Source organism: Streptomyces nitrosporeus (genome assembly GCF_008704555.1).
GTDB classification, from domain to species: domain Bacteria; phylum Actinomycetota; class Actinomycetes; order Streptomycetales; family Streptomycetaceae; genus Streptomyces; species Streptomyces nitrosporeus.
The window spans coordinates 4,443,650-4,460,317 of the sequence record NZ_CP023702.1 but is presented as its reverse complement, the minus strand read 5'-3'; the positions used below and the strand labels follow the sequence as shown (position 1 = coordinate 4,460,317).

The 16,668-nt window shown below is 72.5% G+C and carries 15 protein-coding genes; 6 read left to right on the top strand and 9 right to left on the bottom strand.

Annotation, left to right across the window (positions count from 1 at the left end; genetic code table 11):
• Positions 1–32: 32 nt before the first annotated feature.
• Genes CP967_RS19820 through CP967_RS19810 form a run of 3 tightly spaced genes read left to right on the top strand, consistent with a single transcriptional unit; the run spans position 33 to position 1,694 of the window.
• The gene (locus CP967_RS19820; RefSeq protein ID WP_150489245.1) at positions 33–1,199 is read left to right on the top strand and encodes a hypothetical protein; all 1,167 of its coding nucleotides are present in this window, start codon (positions 33–35) and stop codon (positions 1,197–1,199) included.
• A complete protein-coding gene (locus CP967_RS19815) occupies positions 1,192–1,446 on the top strand; it encodes a type II toxin-antitoxin system Phd/YefM family antitoxin (protein WP_150489244.1) in 255 nt (84 codons plus the stop codon). Before CP967_RS19820 ends, CP967_RS19815 begins: the two co-directional genes overlap by 8 nt.
• Positions 1,443–1,694, top strand: a complete 252-nt coding sequence (locus tag CP967_RS19810) for a type II toxin-antitoxin system RelE family toxin (RefSeq protein WP_150489243.1) — start codon at positions 1,443–1,445, stop codon at positions 1,692–1,694. The genes CP967_RS19815 and CP967_RS19810 overlap by 4 nt, the downstream gene beginning before the upstream one ends.
• A 62-nt stretch (positions 1,695–1,756) precedes the next feature.
• Here the strand turns inward: CP967_RS19810 and CP967_RS19805 are convergent, their stop codons facing one another.
• The 4 genes from CP967_RS19805 to CP967_RS19790 form a co-directional block, all read right to left on the bottom strand.
• A complete protein-coding gene (locus tag CP967_RS19805; protein WP_150489242.1) occupies positions 1,757–3,241 on the bottom strand; it encodes a peptidoglycan D,D-transpeptidase FtsI family protein in 1,485 nt (494 codons plus the stop codon).
• A gap of 144 nt (positions 3,242–3,385) precedes the next feature.
• Positions 3,386–4,231, bottom strand: a complete 846-nt coding sequence (locus CP967_RS19800) for an LLM class F420-dependent oxidoreductase (protein ID WP_150489241.1) — start codon at positions 4,229–4,231, stop codon at positions 3,386–3,388.
• A gap of 268 nt (positions 4,232–4,499) precedes the next feature.
• Positions 4,500–6,416, bottom strand: a complete 1,917-nt coding sequence (locus CP967_RS19795; protein ID WP_150491953.1) for an AMP-dependent synthetase/ligase — start codon at positions 6,414–6,416, stop codon at positions 4,500–4,502.
• A gap of 140 nt (positions 6,417–6,556) precedes the next feature.
• Positions 6,557–7,825, bottom strand: coding sequence for an acetyl-CoA C-acetyltransferase (locus CP967_RS19790; RefSeq protein ID WP_190175095.1), 1,269 nt, complete (start codon positions 7,823–7,825; stop codon positions 6,557–6,559).
• Between the two features lie 84 nt (positions 7,826–7,909).
• Here CP967_RS19790 and CP967_RS19785 point away from each other — a divergent pair, with 84 nt between their 5' ends.
• Together CP967_RS19785 and CP967_RS19780 are read left to right on the top strand one after the other, a co-directional pair.
• Entirely contained in the window at positions 7,910–9,229 is a 1,320-nt protein-coding gene (locus CP967_RS19785) for a 3-oxoacyl-ACP reductase (protein WP_150489239.1), read from the top strand.
• A 3-nt stretch (positions 9,230–9,232) separates the two neighbouring features.
• Positions 9,233–10,096, top strand: coding sequence for a MaoC family dehydratase (locus CP967_RS19780; protein WP_150489238.1), 864 nt, complete (start codon positions 9,233–9,235; stop codon positions 10,094–10,096).
• A gap of 207 nt (positions 10,097–10,303) precedes the next feature.
• On the opposite strand, the gene CP967_RS19775 is transcribed toward CP967_RS19780, so the two are convergent.
• Complete coding sequence (locus CP967_RS19775) at positions 10,304–10,924, bottom strand: TetR/AcrR family transcriptional regulator (RefSeq protein ID WP_150491952.1); 621 nt, start codon at positions 10,922–10,924, stop codon at positions 10,304–10,306.
• A 227-nt stretch (positions 10,925–11,151) separates the two neighbouring features.
• On the opposite strand from CP967_RS19775, the gene CP967_RS19770 reads away from it, so the two are divergent.
• On the top strand, positions 11,152–12,366 hold the full coding sequence (locus tag CP967_RS19770) for an alpha/beta hydrolase family protein (protein WP_150489237.1): 1,215 nt from the start codon (positions 11,152–11,154) through the stop codon (positions 12,364–12,366).
• A 72-nt stretch (positions 12,367–12,438) separates the two neighbouring features.
• Here the strand turns inward: CP967_RS19770 and CP967_RS19765 are convergent, their stop codons facing one another.
• From CP967_RS19765 to mqnE, 4 genes are all read right to left on the bottom strand, one after another.
• Positions 12,439–13,794: a dicarboxylate/amino acid:cation symporter gene (locus tag CP967_RS19765; RefSeq protein ID WP_150489236.1), complete on the bottom strand. Its 1,356-nt coding sequence runs from the start codon at positions 13,792–13,794 to the stop codon at positions 12,439–12,441.
• Positions 13,795–14,226: 432 nt separating this feature from the next.
• A complete protein-coding gene (locus CP967_RS19760; RefSeq protein WP_150489235.1) occupies positions 14,227–14,523 on the bottom strand; it encodes a DUF4229 domain-containing protein in 297 nt (98 codons plus the stop codon).
• 247 nt (positions 14,524–14,770) lie between these two features.
• Entirely contained in the window at positions 14,771–15,298 is a 528-nt protein-coding gene (locus CP967_RS19755; RefSeq protein WP_190175096.1) for a GNAT family N-acetyltransferase, read from the bottom strand.
• 113 nt (positions 15,299–15,411) lie between these two features.
• On the bottom strand, positions 15,412–16,575 hold the full coding sequence (gene mqnE / locus CP967_RS19750; protein WP_150489234.1) for an aminofutalosine synthase MqnE: 1,164 nt from the start codon (positions 16,573–16,575) through the stop codon (positions 15,412–15,414).
• Positions 16,576–16,668 lie beyond the last annotated feature (93 nt).

The following is a 16,668-nucleotide window of genomic DNA, read 5'->3' as shown; positions in this document are numbered from 1 at the left end:
CCGCGGGCACACCGACACGGGGGGGGCGGTTCATGACATACGGGCGCGCGGCGATACCGGCACTGGCCGGGGGCCTGCTGCTGACGGCACTGCTGTGGTGGGCGGGGGCGAGCGCGGACGCGCTGCACCTCCAGGGCACCACCGACGCGCTCGGCGGACGGATGACCGCCGATCTCCAGCAGTGGCTGACCCCCTGGTCGTACGACCCGCCGGACTCGGTCCGGTTCGGCGCCGGGGTGCTGGGTGACATCGGGGAGCCCGCGGGCGCCGAGGACGGTGCGCACTACCTGTCGCTCCACGCGACCGGTATGCAGATACGGTTCGCCGGCGTCCTCCTCCTCTTCGTCCCCGGAGCGCTGCTCCTGGCCCGCCGTCTGCCGCCGGTGAACGGCCGGATGCCCGCCCTGCTGCTCGCGGTGTGGGCCTGGGGCATGGTGGCGGGGATGCTGGCGACGGCGGTCTCCGCGCCGTGGCTGATCGCTTCGCACGGGCGCGGCAGCTACCGCTTCCTGCCGCAGCTGGCGAGCGCGGTCTCCTCCGGGCACCAGATCACGGTGCCGGCCGCACTGCTCGCGGCGGTGGTCACCGCGCTGGTGGCCCGGGTCTCCGTCGAGGACGCCGGCGAGCCGCCCCGGCGGGCCGTGCCGAAGCGTGCCGCACTCCTGGCGGCCACCGCCGGGACCGCGGTCGTCGCCCTGTCGCTGGTGGTGCTCTCGTACCAGCCGGTGGCCGCGGCCGTCCAGCGGGTGGAGGTCTTCGGCGGCCGGTTCTCGGAACCGGGTGAACTGCTGCGCACGTGGCTGCTGCTCGGCGGCTGGGACTTCCCGTCGGGCGGATCGGCGGGCCGCTGGCTGCTGTACCGGACGGCCGACGTCCTGCTGCTCACCGTGGTGTGGTGCGCGCTGCGGTGGCTGCCCGGACTGCTGACCCGGGTGACCGTCCCGGCGACGGCCGCCGCGGCGGTGTGCGCGACGGTCATCGGCCTGCTGGCGAGCCAGCTGCTGCACGTCGTGATCGTCTGCGTGGACTCGGGCACGCGCTGGGGCCTGGACCGCTTCTCGGGCCTCCTGGGCAGCGGCGTCCCGGCCGCCCTGACCTCCGGCCTGGTGGCGGGGGTGGTGGCCGCCGCGGTGCTGCGGGCGGCGGGCGGCACGGACCACCCGGAGCAGCGCGAAGTGTACACTTCTGCACATGAGTGACACGCTGCCCCTCACCGAAGCCCGCGCCCGGTTCGGATCCCTCGTCCGGAGGGCCTCGCACGCGCGGGAACGCATCACCATCACCGACCACGGTCAGCCCGCCGCCATACTCATCAATCCGCAGGAACTGGCCGAGCTCGAGGACGCGCTCGCGCTCGCCCGGTACCGGGAGCGCCAGGCGTCCGGCACGCTGACCACCGTTCCCCATGAGGAAGTACGCGCGCGACTGGGCCTGGAGCAGCGTTGACGTACCTGATCACCTGGGACGAGCATGCCATCGACCAGGCCGCGCGATTCCTCAAGGACGACCCCGACGGTCTGCGCCAGGTGATGGACGCCGTCGATCTGCTGGCCCATGCCCCTTCACCGGAGGGGTCGGCCCCGTACGGCGCCCCCACGCTGCGGCGCGTGCACGTCGGGCGCTACCGGGTGCTGTACGAGATCAAGGAGACGGAGATCACCGTCATCGTCATCCATGTGGGCCGCGTCGGCTGAGACCGCCCCCACGCGCGAGGGCGCCGGCTCAAATCCGAGCCGGCGCCCTCCTGTGTCACGGCCTACTTGCCCAGCACCGCCTGCATCACCCTCTTGGCGATCGGGCCGCCGAGCCGGCCGCCGGAGATGTCCGAGCGGGAGATGTCCATCGCGGTCGGGTCGATGAAGACCGCGACCGCGACCGCGCGGCCGTCGCTGTTCTTGCCGTACGACACGAACCAGCCGTACGGGACCTCCTTGCTCACGTCGTTGCCGCGCTGCGCCGTACCGGTCTTGCCGCCCACCGTCACACCGTCGATCAGGGCGGGCTTCGCGCTGCCCTCCCTGGCGGTGAACTCCATCATCTCCTGGACCTTCTTGGCGGTCTCCTCGGAGACCGCCTGGCTCATCTCCTGGGGCTCGAACTCCTCCAGGGTGGAGAGGTCCGGGCCCTGGAGCTTCTCCACGATGTGCGGCTGCATCAGCTTGCCGCCGTTGGCGAGCGCCGCCGTGACCATCGCCATCTGCATCGGGGTGCTGGTGAGGCTGCCCTGGCCCATACCCGTCAGGGCGGTGCCGGGCTCGTCCAGCTTCTCCGGGTAGATGCTCTTCGTGGCGAGCATGTCACCGAAGGCGTCGGAGTAGACGTCCTCGTTGAAGCCGAACTTCTCGGCCGTCTCCCGCATCTTCTCGTCGCCGACCTTGAGCGCCGCGTCCAGGAAGACGTTGTTGCAGGAGTACTGCATGGCCGTCTTCATCGACGCCTTGTCGCACACCGCGTCGCCGGCCTCGCTGCTGATCGTGGTGCTGGACATCGGCAGCTTGTACGGGGACTTCGCGTCGGTCGGCGCGTCCACGTCCGAGATGACGCCGTGCTCCAGGGCGGCGGCGGCCGTGAGGATCTTGAAGGTGGAACCGGGCGGGAAGGTCTCGCGCAGCGGGCGGTTGGCCAGCGGCTTGCTCTTGGCGTCGACGAGCGCCTGGAAGCGGTCGCCCTCCTTGAAGGAGTTGCCGGCGAAGACCGACGGGTCGTACGAGGGGGTCGAGACCAGGGCGAGCACCTTGCCGGTCGACGGCTCCAGGGCGACGACCGCGCCCCGGGCGTCCAGCTCGGAGAGCCCCTTGTAGCCGGCCTCCTGGGCCTTCGGGTCGATCGTGGTGATCACGTCGCCGCCGCGCCGGGGCTCCCCGGTGAGGATGTCCTTGGCGTGCCGGAAGGCGAAGCGCTCGTCCTCGCCGCTGAGGATGCTGTCGTAGGTCTTCTCCAGCAGCGACATGCCCTGCGCCTGCGAGGCGTAGCCGGTGACCGGGGCGTACATCTTGCCCTGCTTGAAGGTCCGCTGGTACTTGAAGTCGGTCCCCTCGACCTCCTTCGACCCGGTGATCGCCTTGCCGCCCACGATGATGTCGCCGCGCGGGGTCGCGAACTGCGTGATCTTCACCCGGCGGTTGTGCTCGTGGGTGGCGAGCTCCTCACTCTTGGCGAACTGCAGCCAGTTCGTCCGTATCAGCAGGGCCAGCATCAGCAGCCCGCAGAAGATGGCTATATGGCGCAACGGCCTGTTCATCGTGCTCCCGCTCCCGTGGCAGCCGAGCACACACACGCACGCGGGCCGCACCATCGATGTCCGGAGGTGATAGATGCGATTTTAGCCTTGCCGGTTGCACACCCGGCCGGACCGGGGGTGAGCCCCGCCACCCTCGCGCCCCGCTCAGAGGTACGCCGCGTACGCGTCCAGGGCCCGCAGCACCTCCCGTTCACCGGCGGACGGCAGCTGGAGCACGACCTCCTCGACACCGAGTCCGGCGAAGTGCGCCAGCTTCCCGGGACCGGGCACGACCCCGTAGGGGACGACCTGGAGGTGTTCCGGGTCACGGCCGGCCTCCTCCCACACCGTACGCAGCTTCGGCAGCGCCTCGGTCAGGCCGCCTCCGCCGATCGGCAGCCAGCCGTCGGCGTCCCGGGCGATCTGCGCGAAGAGCTTCGGGCCGGCCGCCCCGCCGATGAGGGTGCGCGGGCCGGACACCGGGCCGCGGGGCGCCTGGACCGGCTTGGGGTAGGCGTGGCTCGCCCGTACGGAACCGAACTCGCCGTCGTACGCGGTCGGTTCGTCCGCCCACAGGGCCCGCATCAGCGCCAGCCGGTCGCTGCCCAGGGCGCGCCGGGTCGCCCAGCGCACCCCGTGGTCGGCGGCCTCCTCCGCGTTCCACCCGAAGCCGACGCCGAGGGTGAAGCGTCCGCCCGAGAGGTGGTCGAGGGTGGCGGCCTGTTTGGCCAGATCGATGGGGTCGTGCTGGGCGATCAGCGTGATGCCGGTTCCGAGGACCAGCCGTTCGGTGACCGCCGCCGCCTGGCCCAGGGCCACGAACGGGTCGAGGGTGCGGCCGTACTCCGCCGGGAGGTCGCCGCCCCCCGGGTAGGGGCTCTCCCGGCTGACGGGGATGTGGGTGTGTTCGGGCAGGTACAGTCCGCCGAAACCCCGCTGTTCCAGCTCTCGCGCGAGCCGTACCGGTGTGATCGTCTCATCGGTGAGGAAGATCGTTGTGGCGATCCGCATACGAGGCACCTCCATGGCCGGCCGTGACGGGCCCACGCTATGCCGTACGGGCCCGTACGGGGGCCGTACCGGAGAGACCGCACCCCGCGCGCACATCCGTTTCCGGCCACCCCCCGGTCCGGCCGCCACCGCGCCGGGGGCGGCCGGACCGCGGTACGGGGCCAAAGTGCCATGGGCCCGCGTACCGCGTGGGTGCGGCGTACCGCGTGGGTGCGGGGTGCCGTGCGGGTGCGGAGTGCCGCGTGGGTGCGGAGTGCCGTGCGGGCCCCTACTTCCGGTACAGGGCCTCGATCTCCGCCGCGAAGTCCCGGGTGATCGCGTCCCGCTTCAGCTTCAGGGACGGTGTCAGGTGGCCGCTCTCCTCGGTGAAGTCACGGGTCAGCACGGTGAACTTGCGGATGGACTCGGCGCGTGAGACCAGCCGGTTGGCCTCGTCCACGGCGCGTTGCAGCGTCTCCCTCAGCTCCTCGTCCTCGGCCAGTTCCCGCAGCGGCAGGTCCTGCTTCTTCCGCATCCGGCGCCAGTGGGCGATGCCGTCCGGTTCCAGGGTGATCAGGGCGCTGACGAACGGCTTGCCGTCGCCGACGACCATGCACTGGCCGACCAGCGGGTGGGCGCGCAGCCAGTCCTCCAGCGGTGCGGGGGTGACGTTCTTGCCGCCCGAGGTGATGAGGATGTCCTTCTTGCGGCCGGTGATCGTCAGGTAGCCGTCCTCGTCCAGCGTCCCCAGGTCGCCCGTGGCGAACCAGCCGCCGTCCGGTCCGGACACCGCCTCGCCGCGCGCGGAGTCCCAGTAGCCCCGGAAGACCTGGCCGCCGCCGAGCAGTACCTCCCCGTCGTCGGCGATCCGTACGGCGGTGCCCGGCAGCGGCCAGCCCACGGTGCCGAGCCGGGGCCTGAGGGGCGGGGTGACGGTCGCGGCGGCGGTGGTCTCCGTCAGTCCGTACCCCTCGAATATCTGGATGCCGGCGCCCGCGTAGAAGGCGGCGAGCCGGTGGCCCAGCGGGGAGCCGCCGCAGATCGCGTACCGGACGTGTCCGCCCAGGGCGGCCCTGATGCGCCGGTAGACCAGCGGGTCGTACAGCGCGCGGGCGGCCCGCAGGCCGAGCCCGGGGCCGGGTCCGGTGCCGTGCTGGGCGGCCTCGACCGCCTCGCCGTAGCGCTGCGCGATGCGGGCGGCGCGGTCGAAGGACGAGGCGCGGCCCATGTTCTCGGCGGTGGCCCGGCCGGTGTTGTAGACCTTCTCCAGGACGTAGGGGATGGCCAGCAGGAAGGTCGGCTTGAAACCGGCCAGGTCCTCCAGCAGGTCCTCGGTCCTGATGGACGGCGCGTGCCCGAGCCGGACCCGGGCGCGGAGGCAGCCGATCGCGACCATCCGCCCGAAGACATGGGAGAGGGGCAGGAAGAGCAGGGTGGACGCCGGTTCCCTGGAGACGGACTTGAAGACCGGGTGGAGGAGTTCGATGGCGTTGTCGACCTCGGCGAAGAAGTTGCCGTGGGACAGGACGCACCCCTTGGGGCGGCCCGTGGTGCCCGAGGTGTAGACGAGGGTGGCGGGGCTGTCCGGTTCCAGGGTGGCGCGGCGGGCGGCGACGACCGCGTCGGGGACGTCCTCGCCGGCCGCCTTCAGCCGGCCGATGGCACCGGTGTCGAACTGCCAGAGGTGGAGCAGTCCGCTCAGCTCCCGGCGCTCCTGGCTGACCAGCCGCCCCTGCTCCTTCGTCTCCACGGCACAGGCGACGGCCCCGGAGTCCTGGAGGATCCAGCGTGTCTGGAAGGCGGAGGAGGTCGGGTAGACGGGCACGGTGACCAGGCCCGCGGCCCAGGCGGCGAAGTCGAGCAGGGTCCACTCGTAGGTCGTACGGGACATGATCGCGATCCGGTCGCCGGCCTGGAGGCCCTCGGCGATCAGGCCCTTGGCCACGGCCCGGACCTCGTCGGCGAAGGCGGCCGCGGTGACGTCCTGCCAGCCGCCGCCGGGCTGTTTGCGGCTCAGCACGGCCTCGGCGGGGGCCTCACGGGCGTTGTCGAACGGGATCTCGGCGAGCGAGCCGCGCCGTACGGCCGGTGCGAAGGGCGGGACGGACACCTCCCGAACGGTGCCGTCCGCCGCCCTGACCTTGGCCGGCTCGACCAGGACGGGAGCGGAGGGCGCGGCGGCGGGCGCGGTGGTGGAGGCGGGCATGGACACGGGCGGCTCCTCGACATGGGGTCCGGCACCGGGCCCGTCCGTGGGCCGGCGCGGGTGCGGCTGCTGGGTGCGCGGGGTCGTACGTGTGCGGCGCCGAGGACCCGCGCGGGGGCGCGGGCGTTCCCGGCGGGTGGTCAGGGGCGTTCGAGGACGGCGGTCACCCCCTGGCCGCCGGCCGCGCATATGGAGATCAGGCCGCGCCCCGGCGCGTCCCGTTCGGCCAGCAGCTTGGCCAGGGTCGCCACGATCCGGGCACCGGTCGCGGCGAACGGGTGCCCGGTGGCGAGCGAGGACCCGGCCACGTTCAGTTTCTCCCGGTCCACCGCGGCCAGGCCCTGCTTCTCCCAGGCAGCCAGGGTGGCCAGCACCTGGGAGGCGAAGGCCTCGTGGATCTCGAAGAGGTCGAAGTCCTCGATGCCCAGCCCGGCGCGTTCCAGCATCCGCGGTACGGCGTGGGCGGGCGCCATCAGCAGGCCGTCCTCACCGCCGACGTGGTCCACGGCGGCGGTCTCGTACAGCGACAGCCAGGCGAGCGGTTCCAGGCCGCGTTCCCGGGCCCATTCCTCGCTCGCCAGCAGCACGGTCGCCGCCCCGTCGGTGAGCGGGGTCGAGTTGCCCGCCGTCATGGTCGCGTCCGGGTGTCCGGTGCCGAACACCGGTTTCAGGGCGGCGAGTGCGCCGGCGGTGGAGCCGGGCCGGAGGTTCTGGTCGCGTTCCAGCCCGCGGTAGGGGACGACCAGGTCGTCCAGGAAGCCCCGCTCGTACGCGGCGGCGAGCCGCTGATGGCTGGTGGCCGCCAGCAGGTCCTGGTCCGCGCGGGTGACACCCCACTTCCGGGCGGTGACGGCCGCGTGCTCGCCCATCGAGAGCCCGGTGCGGGGTTCGGCGTTGCGCGGGATGTCGGGCACCAGATGACGGGGGCGTACGGCGGCCAGGGCCTTGATCCGGGCCGCGGCCGACGGGGCGCGGCGCGCCTCCAGCAGGATCCTGCGCAGCCGGTCGTTGACACCGAGCGGCGCGTCGCTGGCGGTGTCCGCGCCGCCCGCGACCGCGGAGTCCACCGCCCCGAGGGCGATCTTGTTCGCGGCGGCGATCACGGCCTGGAGGCCGGTGCCGCAGGCCTGCTGGATGTCGTACGCCGGGGTGCGCGGGTCGAGGACGGAGCCCAGCACCGTCTCCCGGGCGAGGTTGAAGTCCCGGCTGTGCTTCAGTACGGCGCCCGCGACGAACTCTCCGACCCGCTGCCCCCGCAGGCCGAAGCGCTCGGCCAGGCCGTCCAGCGCGGCGGTCAGCATCTGCTGGTTGGACGCCTCGGCGTACGGGCCGTCGGCACGGGCGAACGGGATGCGGCTCCCGCCGATGACGGCGACCCGGCGCGGTGCGGGAAGCGCGAGGGGAATCATCTCGACCAACTCATCTCGACCAGCTCCTGACCCTTGAGTAATATTACTCCGGAGTAAATCTACGACCGAGCAGGAGTCTGGACAATGGCCGACCGCTATCTGCACCTGACCGGCACAGCCCCTGGACGCTTCCTGACCCGCCGGCTCGGCCTGCCGCAACCGGTCGGGCTGCGCCGCTGGTCGCTGGCGACGCCCTCGCTCGACGGCCCGTTGCTGCACCTCACCGCCGGTGGGTCGCTCCTCGGGGACACCCTCGCTCCGGTGCTCGCGGCGACCGGGCTGGAGGTCGTCCGCCGGGCGGACCGCCCGGCCGGCATCGTCGTGGATGCGACGGGAATCACCACGGCCGCCGGCCTCGGCGGCCTCCACGCGGCCCTGCACCCCGTCGTACGCTCACTGGTCACCGGCGGCCGGATCGTCGTCCTCGGCACGCACCCGTCCCCGGAGGACCACCACCAGGCGGCGGCCCAGCAGGCGCTGGAGGGGTTCGTACGCTCGCTCGGCAAGGAGATCGGCCGGGGGGCCACCGCGCAGCTGGTGCGGCTCGCCCCCGGGTCCGCGGCCCCCGCCGAGTCCACCCTGCGCTTCCTGCTGTCGCCCCGCTCCGCGTATGTCAGCGGCCAGGTCGTCGAACTCACCGGCGCCGCACCCGATCCGGTCGCCGACTGGGTGGCACCGCTGACCGGGCGCACCGCGCTGGTCACCGGTGCGGCCCGGGGCATCGGCGCGGCCGTCGCCTCGGTGCTGGCCAGGGACGGCGCCCAGGTGATCTGCCTGGACGTCCCGCAGGCCGGGGAGGAACTCGGCCGCACCGCCGACCGGCTCGGTGCCACCGCGCTGCCGCTGGACATCACCGCGCCCGACGCGGCCGAGCGGATCGCGGCGGCGGTCCCGGGCGGCCTGGACGTGCTGGTCCACAACGCCGGTATCACCCGGGACCGCCGCCTCGCCAACATGCCGGCCGAGCGCTGGGCCCAGGTCATCGAGGTCAACCTGGACAGCGTGCTGCGGACGACGGACGCCCTGCTGGAGGCGGGCACGGTGAACCGCGGCGGACGGATCGTGGCCACCGCCTCCATCGCCGGTATCGCCGGCAACAACGGCCAGACCAACTACGCGGCCAGCAAGGCCGGTGTCATCGGCCTGGTCCGCTCCCTGGCACCGCGCGCCGCCGCCGGCCACGGTGTCACCGTCAACGCGGTCGCGCCCGGCTTCATCGAGACGAAGATGACGGCCGCCGTGCCGCTGCTCATCCGGGAGGCGGGGCGCCGGATGAACTCCCTTTCCCAGGGCGGCCTTCCCATCGACGTCGCGGAGACCACCGCCTGGTTCGCCCAGCCCGCGTCCACCGCCGTCAACGGCCAGGTCGTCCGGGTCTGCGGCCAGAGCCTGCTGGGGGCCTGAGCCATGAGCGGCCTGGGAACCTCGATGCTGCGCGGCGCCGTCACCTCCCCCTTCAAACGGGCGGGGCGCCCCGGTGCCACCCTGCCCGCCGGCCGGGCGGTCCTCGCTCCGGCGCCCGCGGCGCCGGGCCCGCTCAGCGCGTACCGCACCCTCTGCGGCTTCACCCGCACGGACACCCTGCCGCTCACCTACCCGCATGTGCTGGGCTTCCCGCTCGCCATGCGGCTGATGACGGCGCGGGCCTTCCCGCTGCCGGTCCTGGGGCTCGTGCACACCTGGATCGAGATCAGCCGCCACCGGCCCACCGGAGCGGCGGAACCGCTCGGACTCACCGTGTACGCGGAGCGGTTGACGCCCCACCGGCGGGGCACCGAGGTCACGGTGGTCACCGAGGCACGGCTGGCTGACGAACTGGTCTGGGAGTCGCGCAGCGGCTATCTCTCCCGTCACGCCACGGACGCCCCGCCCCCTCCCCCCGCCCCGGACGCGCCGCGGGACCTGCCCGCCGTCACCGAGTGGCGGCTGCCCGGTGACCTCGGGCGACGGTACGGCGCGGTCTCCGGCGACCGCAACCCGATCCACCTCCACCCGCTGACGGCCCGGCTGTTCGGCTTCCCCCGGCACATCGCCCACGGCATGTGGACGGTCGCCCGGTGCCTCGCGCAGGCGGAGAGCGGAACGGCGCCCGGCACGGCGGGAAGCGGGACGCCGTCCGGGGGACCGGCCCCGGTCCGGGCGGTGCGCGCGGAGTTCAGGGCCCCGGTCCTGCTGCCGGCCACGGTCGCCTACGCCGCGGACGGCCCGGACTTCCAGGTACGCGCCGGCAGCCGCGTCCACCTCACCGGCACCCTCCTCCGGGAGGGCTGACGGCGGGGGCCGGACCAGGCGGGACGGACCAGGCGGGACGGACCAGGCGGGCCCAGACCGGGCAAGACGGGCCAGGCAAGACGGACCAGGCGGGCCCGGCCCCATCGGCGCCGGCCTGCTCACCCGCCTGTACCGGCCTCCTCGCCCCGGATCCGGCGGCCCGCCCGGCCCCATCGGCCCGGCCCCGGGGCCACCGCCCTCGCCCCGTCAGTCGCCCCGGGGCTGCCAGCCACGCCCGTGCATCAGGTTCTCCAGTCCGGCCCAGGAGAAGTTCATCAGGGTGGTCGCCGCCTCCCTGGCCGAGACCCCCGGGGTGACGTTCGCCCACCCGGCGAGCGCCTCCGCGGCCCCGACGAGCGCCTGCGCGAGCCCGGCGACGTCCCGGTCGGGCAGCGCGGGATCGCTGTGCGCCTCACGCGCCGCGGCCCCGATCAGACCCGTCACGAACGCAACGATCTCCTCCCGGAGCACCGCGACCTCACCGACGAACGGCTCCCCCTGCGCGCGCGCCTGCTGGTGCAGCACCGCCCAGCCGTCCGGGTTGCGGGCGGTGTGCGTGAAGAACGCCTGGAGCCCGTCCCACAGTTGCCGGTCGGCGGGCAGCCCCGGCTCCACACCCGCCTGCACGGCCGCCATCAGGGATTCCGACTCACGGCGGATACAGGCGGTGAAGAGGTCCTCCTTGGAGTTCAGGTACAGGTAGACCAACGGCTTGGAGACCCCGGCCAGTTCCGCGATCTCGTCCATCGAGGCGGCCCGGTAGCCGCGCTGTCCGAAGGTCCGCACCGCCGCGTCCATCATCTGCTGCTCCCGCACGGCGCGTGGCATGCGTTTGCTCTTCACTGCACTCACGTCGGACTTCCTCCCGCCCCGCTGCCGTACTCCTCGGTAAGAGTACGGCGCGGAACAGGCCCCCGGCGTACACAGCGGCGTCCCGGCCGCGATGGCCGGTACCCGTCTCCCCCTGTGGTATCGAACGGTCGGACCACGGTCGTAGCCGGAGATCAACCGGCGGCACGACGTCCCCCCGGCCCTGCCCGCCTACCGTCGAAGCCATGCCGATCAGATCCCGTGGCCGCACGGCCGCCGCCCTGGCCCTCGCCGCGACCGCCCTGCTGTCCACGCTCGCGGCCGCCCCCGCCCCGGCGGCCCCCGTCCCCACGACCATGTCCGGACGCACCGCCTCGCCGTCCCTCGGACTCCCCCTCCCGGCCGGCCCCTACTCCATCGGCACCGAGGTGCTGCACCTCACCGACCACAGCCGCACCGACCCGTGGGTCCCCACGGCCGGAGCCCGCGAGCTCATGGCGTCGGTGCACTACCCGGCCCGCTCCGGCGGGGCGGGCGGCACCGCCCCGTACATGAGCACCGAGGAAGCACGGCTGATGCTGGCGCAACGCGCCCTGGACGGCGTCGTCCCCGCCACCACCGTCAGCTCCACCCGCACACACGCCCGCTCCGGCGCCCGGCCGGCCCGGGGCCGGTTCCCACTGGTGCTGCTCTCCCCCGGCTTCGGCACACCGCGCGCCACCCTGACCTCCCTCGCCGAGGACCTGGCCGGCCGCGGATACGTCGTGGTGAGCGTCGACCACGCCTACGAGTCGAGCGGCACCTCCTTCCCCGGCGGGCGGGTGCTCACCTGCTCGGCCTGCGACCGGGTCGAGGCGGCCCCCACGGAGGAGGCCGAGCGGGAGCTGCTGGGCAGCGTCTCCACCGGACGCGCGGCCGACCTCTCCTTCGTACTCGACCGGCTGACCGGCCGGCATCCCGCCTGGCGGCACGCGGGGATGATCGACACCGGCCGGATCGCCGCGGCCGGCCACTCCATCGGCGGGAACGCCGCGGTCTCCACCATGCGGGCCGACCGGCGCGTCGACGCCGGGATCGACATGGACGGCACCTTCTTCGACCCGGTCCCCGGCCGGGGCCTCGACGGCCGCCCGCTCCTGATGCTCGGTACCGAGAGCCTCCACCACCCCGGCGGGCCCGACGATTCCTGGGACACGGGCTGGTCCCGGCTGGACGGCTGGAAGCGCTGGCTGACCGTCGAGGGCTCGGGCCACTTCACCTTCACGGACCTGCCCGTCCTCGCCGGGCAGCTGGGCCTGCCGGTGGACCCCGCGGCCCCGCTCCCCGCCGCACGCTCCACCGGGATCACCCGCGGCTACGTCGCCGCCTTCCTGGACCTGCACCTGAAGGGCCGGCCGCGGCCCCTCCTCGACGGCCCCGTCCCGGACAACCCGGAGGTCGTCTTCCGGCACCACCCCTGACCCGCGCCCCGGACACACGGAAGGCGCCCCCGGACCGGTGTCCGGGGGCGCCTCGCCGACGTACCGAAGGGATCACACCGCGACGGGCACGTTCACCTTCCGCTCGGCATCCGACACGGTGACGTCGTCCACCGGGGAGGAGGACGCCGAGTTGTAGGCGTCGTGGTCGAGGATCTTCTCGCGGGCCGCGACGATCACCGGGACCAGCGCCTGGCCGGCCACGTTGGTGGCGGTGCGGATCATGTCCAGGATCGGGTCGATGGCGAGCAGCAGGCCCACGCCCTCCAGCGGCAGCCCCAGCGTCGACAGGGTCAGCGTCAGCATGACCGTGGCACCGGTCAGCCCGGCGGTCGCGGCCGAGCCGACGACCGAGACGAACGCGATCAGCAGGTAGTCACCGATGCCCAGCTGGACGTCGAAGATCTGCGCGATGAAGATCGCCGCCAGCGCCGGGTAGATCGCGGCGCAGCCGTCCATCTTGGTGGTGGCGCCGAACGGCACGGCGAAGCTGGTGTACTCCTTCGGGACACCGAGGCGCTCGGTGACCTTCTGGGTGACCGGCATGGTGCCGACCGAGGAGCGGGAGACGAACGCCAGCTGGATCGCGGGCCAGGCGCCCTTGAAGAACTGGACCGGGTTGACCTTGGCGACCGTGGCGAGGAGCAGCGGGTAGACGCCGAACAGCACCAGCGCGCAGCCGATGTAGACGTCGGCGGTGAACGTCGCGTACTTGCCGATCAGGTCCCAGCCGTAGTCGGCGATCGCGTAGCCGATGAGGCCGACGGTGCCCAGCGGCGCGAGGCGGATGACCCACCACAGGGCCTTCTGGAGGAGCTCCAGGACCGACTCGCTGAGGGCGAGGATCGGCTTGGCCTTCTCACCCAGCTGGAGCGCGGCGATACCGGCGACGGCGGCCATGAAGACGATCTGCAGGACGTTCAGCTCGGTGAACGGCGTGATCACGTCGGTGGGGATGATGCCGGTCAGGAAGTCGAGCCAGGAACCGGCGTTCTCGGGCTTGGCGCCGTCCTTGGGGGTGAGGCCCGTGCCGGAACCCGGGTTGGTCACCAGGCCGATGGCCAGACCGATGGCCACCGCGATCAGCGAAGTGATCATGAACCAGAGCAGGGTGCGGGTGGCCAGCCGGGCGGCGTTGTTGACCTTCCGCAGATTGGTGATCGAGACCAGGATCGCGAAGAAGACGAGCGGGGCGACGGCCAGCTTCAGCAGCTGGACGAAGATGTGGCCGACCTGGTCCAGCGTGGTGTACAGCCAGTCGATGTCCTGGCTGCGGGCGAGCCAGCCGAGCAGGACACCGAGGAGCAGACCGATGACGATCTGGGCCCAGAAGGGGACACCGGGTATGCGGCGGCCGGAGCCGGACGGCTCGTCGGCGTCGGTCGTGGGGGACGCGGAGTTCGCGGACACGGACACACTCCAGTTGAGACGCATCGGGACGTACGAGGACAGACGTACGGACGTGCGGTCGAGGGGGACGGGGGTGCGGCGCCCGCGCTGAAGGCGACGCCGCTGCATGATGCCGGTTCAGACGTTGCGGCAACAGACCGCGGACATACAGCGGCAGAGATCCACGTGCAGGCGCGCCACGAGCGGGACGCTCATGGCATGGCGGGGGCGCACTGCGGTGGTCATGCCGCATACGTTAACACCTGTACTTTGAGGATCTCAAAGGTCCGCTTGGGGACTACTGATCACCGAAGCGGCCGGGACCACCCCGGGAAACGCGGAACCCCGGCACCGGAGCGCACTGCTCGGGTACCGGGGCGGGCCCGTAGGGGCATGGACTGTGAGAAAGGTTACGCGGCACCGGCCCTGCCGGGCCGTGGGACCGGTGGGGCCTTACGGGGTGACGCTGTCCTCGCGGGTGCGGTTCGCGTCGAGCCTGGCCTTGGTGCGGTCGACCGTGGAGACGATCTGCTCGGACATCTCGTCACGCTGCTTGCGCAGCAGGATGTAGCTGAGCGGGGCCGAGAGCAGCAGGCCGAGGAGGATGACCCAGACGGCGTTGGAGCCGCCGACCCCGGAGGGCAGCAGTCCGAAGTGGACCGCCACGCCGGCGACGAAGAAGCACCCGACGAAGATCAGGAGGCGCAACGCGGTGTAGCGGATCGTTGCGCTCGGCTTGGCAGCGGACACGGCTGGCCTTCTCTCTCGTCCGACGTCTCTGCGGTCGTGCGGGATGGTTTTCCGCCCGACCAGTGAAGCATGCCCCGAATTCCGCCGGTCCTCCGGGCCGCCCCGAAGCCGTCGCCCGCCCCTCGGCCCGGCCCCCAAAAGGCCCTGGCACCGGACGAAAGCCCCTGCCACCGGGAGCCCCCGCCGCCGGAAAGCCCGGCCCCCGGAAGATCCGGCCCCCGGAAAGCCCTGCCCCCGGAAGCCCCGGTCACCGGAAGAGCGGCAGCCACATGATGATGTCGTCGCGGTAGTCGTCCTCGGCGACCCGGATGGCGCCCGGGACCCGGCCGACCTCCTTGTATCCGCAGGAGGCGTAGAAGCGGTCGGCGCCGGTCCCGCCCCGGCAGGTGAGCCGGACGGCGTCGATGCCCTCGACGGAGCGGGCCGCCCCGGCCACGGCGGCCATCAGCTCGCGGCCGTACCCCTTGCCCTGGTGCCGGGGGTGGACCATCACCGTGTACACCCCGATCCAGTGCCGCATCAGCCGGTGGGTGTTGCGGGTGAGGAAGGCGGTGGCGGCGACGGACCCGTCCCCGTCGCGGCCGACGACCGGCCGGGTACGCCCCTCGGCCATCGCCACGAGGTGGCCGGCCAGTTCGGGCCGGATGTCCTCCTCGGTCACCGGCGGCACGAACCCGACGGCCCCGCCCGCGTTGCTGACATCGGCCCAGAGCGCGGTGACGCCGTCCCGCAGGGCACGGTCGAACACGGGATCCACTTCAAACGTAAGAGCCATGGCCGAAGGTTAACCATTACCACAGGGAGCGACAAACGCCGTCCGGTACGTGGAAGGGTCCCGTCCGGAACGTTCCGGACGGGACCCTTCGGGCTCCAGGGGACGGCCGGGCGTCAGACCCGCATCGGCTGCGGGGACTCGCGCCGCTCCGGGTCCGGACCCGGGTACTCGCGCAGGATCTCGTACCGGGTGTTGCGCTCCACCGGGCGGAAACCGGCGTCCCGGATGAGTTCCAGCAGGTCCTCGCGGCCGAGCTTGTTCGGCGTGCCGTAGTCGTCCGCGTCATGCGTGATCTTGTACTCGACGACCGAGCCGTCCATGTCGTCGGCGCCGTGCTGGAGCGCGAGCTGCGCGGTCTGCACGCCGTGCATCACCCAGAACACCTTGACGTGCGGGACGTTGTCGAAGAGCAGCCGGGAGACCGCGAAGGTCTTCAGCGCCTCCGCGCCGGTCGCCATCGACGTGCGGGCCTGGAGGGTGTTGCGGACCTTGCCGTCCTTCATGTCCACGAAGTCGTGCTGGTAGCGGAGCGGGATGAAGACCTGGAAACCGCCGGTCTCGTCCTGCATCTCCCGCAGCCGCAGCACGTGGTCGACGCGGTGGCGGGGCTCCTCGATGTGCCCGTACAGCATCGTCGCCGGGGTCTTGAGCCCCTTCTCGTGGGCGAGGCGGTGGATGCGCGACCAGTCCTCCCAGTGGGTGTCGTGGTCGACGATGTGCTGCCGGACCTCCCAGTCGAAGATCTCCGCGCCGCCACCGGTCAGCGACTCCAGACCGGCCTCGATCAGCTCGTCGAGGATCTCCGAGGCCGACAGCCCCGAGATCGTCTCGAAGTGGTGGATCTCCGTCGCCGTGAACGCCTTGAGCGCCACGTCCGGCAGGGCTTCCTTCAGCGCGCTGAGCGAGCGCGGGTAATAACGCCACGGGAGGGTGGGGTGCAGCCCGTTGACGATGTGCAGCTCGGTGAGGTTCTCGCCCTCCATCGCCTTGGCGAGGCGGACGGCCTCCTCGATGCGCATCGTGTACGCGTCCTTCTCGCCCGGCTTGCGCTGGAACGAGCAGTAGGCGCAGGACGCGGTGCACACGTTCGTCATGTTGAGGTGGCGGTTGACGTTGAAGTGGACGACGTCGCCGTTCTTCCGCGTCCGCACCTCGTGGGCCAGTCCGCCGAGCCACGCCAGGTCGTCGGACTCGTAGAGCGCGATCCCGTCCTCGCGGGTGAGCCGCTCGCCCGCCCGGACCTTCTCCTCCAGCTCGCGCTTGAGTCCCGCGTCCACTAGGGCGCCTCCCCTATCTCCGTACGACATGTTCCGGCAGCCCACCGTACTCCCCCGCCTTCCGGACGAAAGCACCACGCCCGCCGCCCGCGG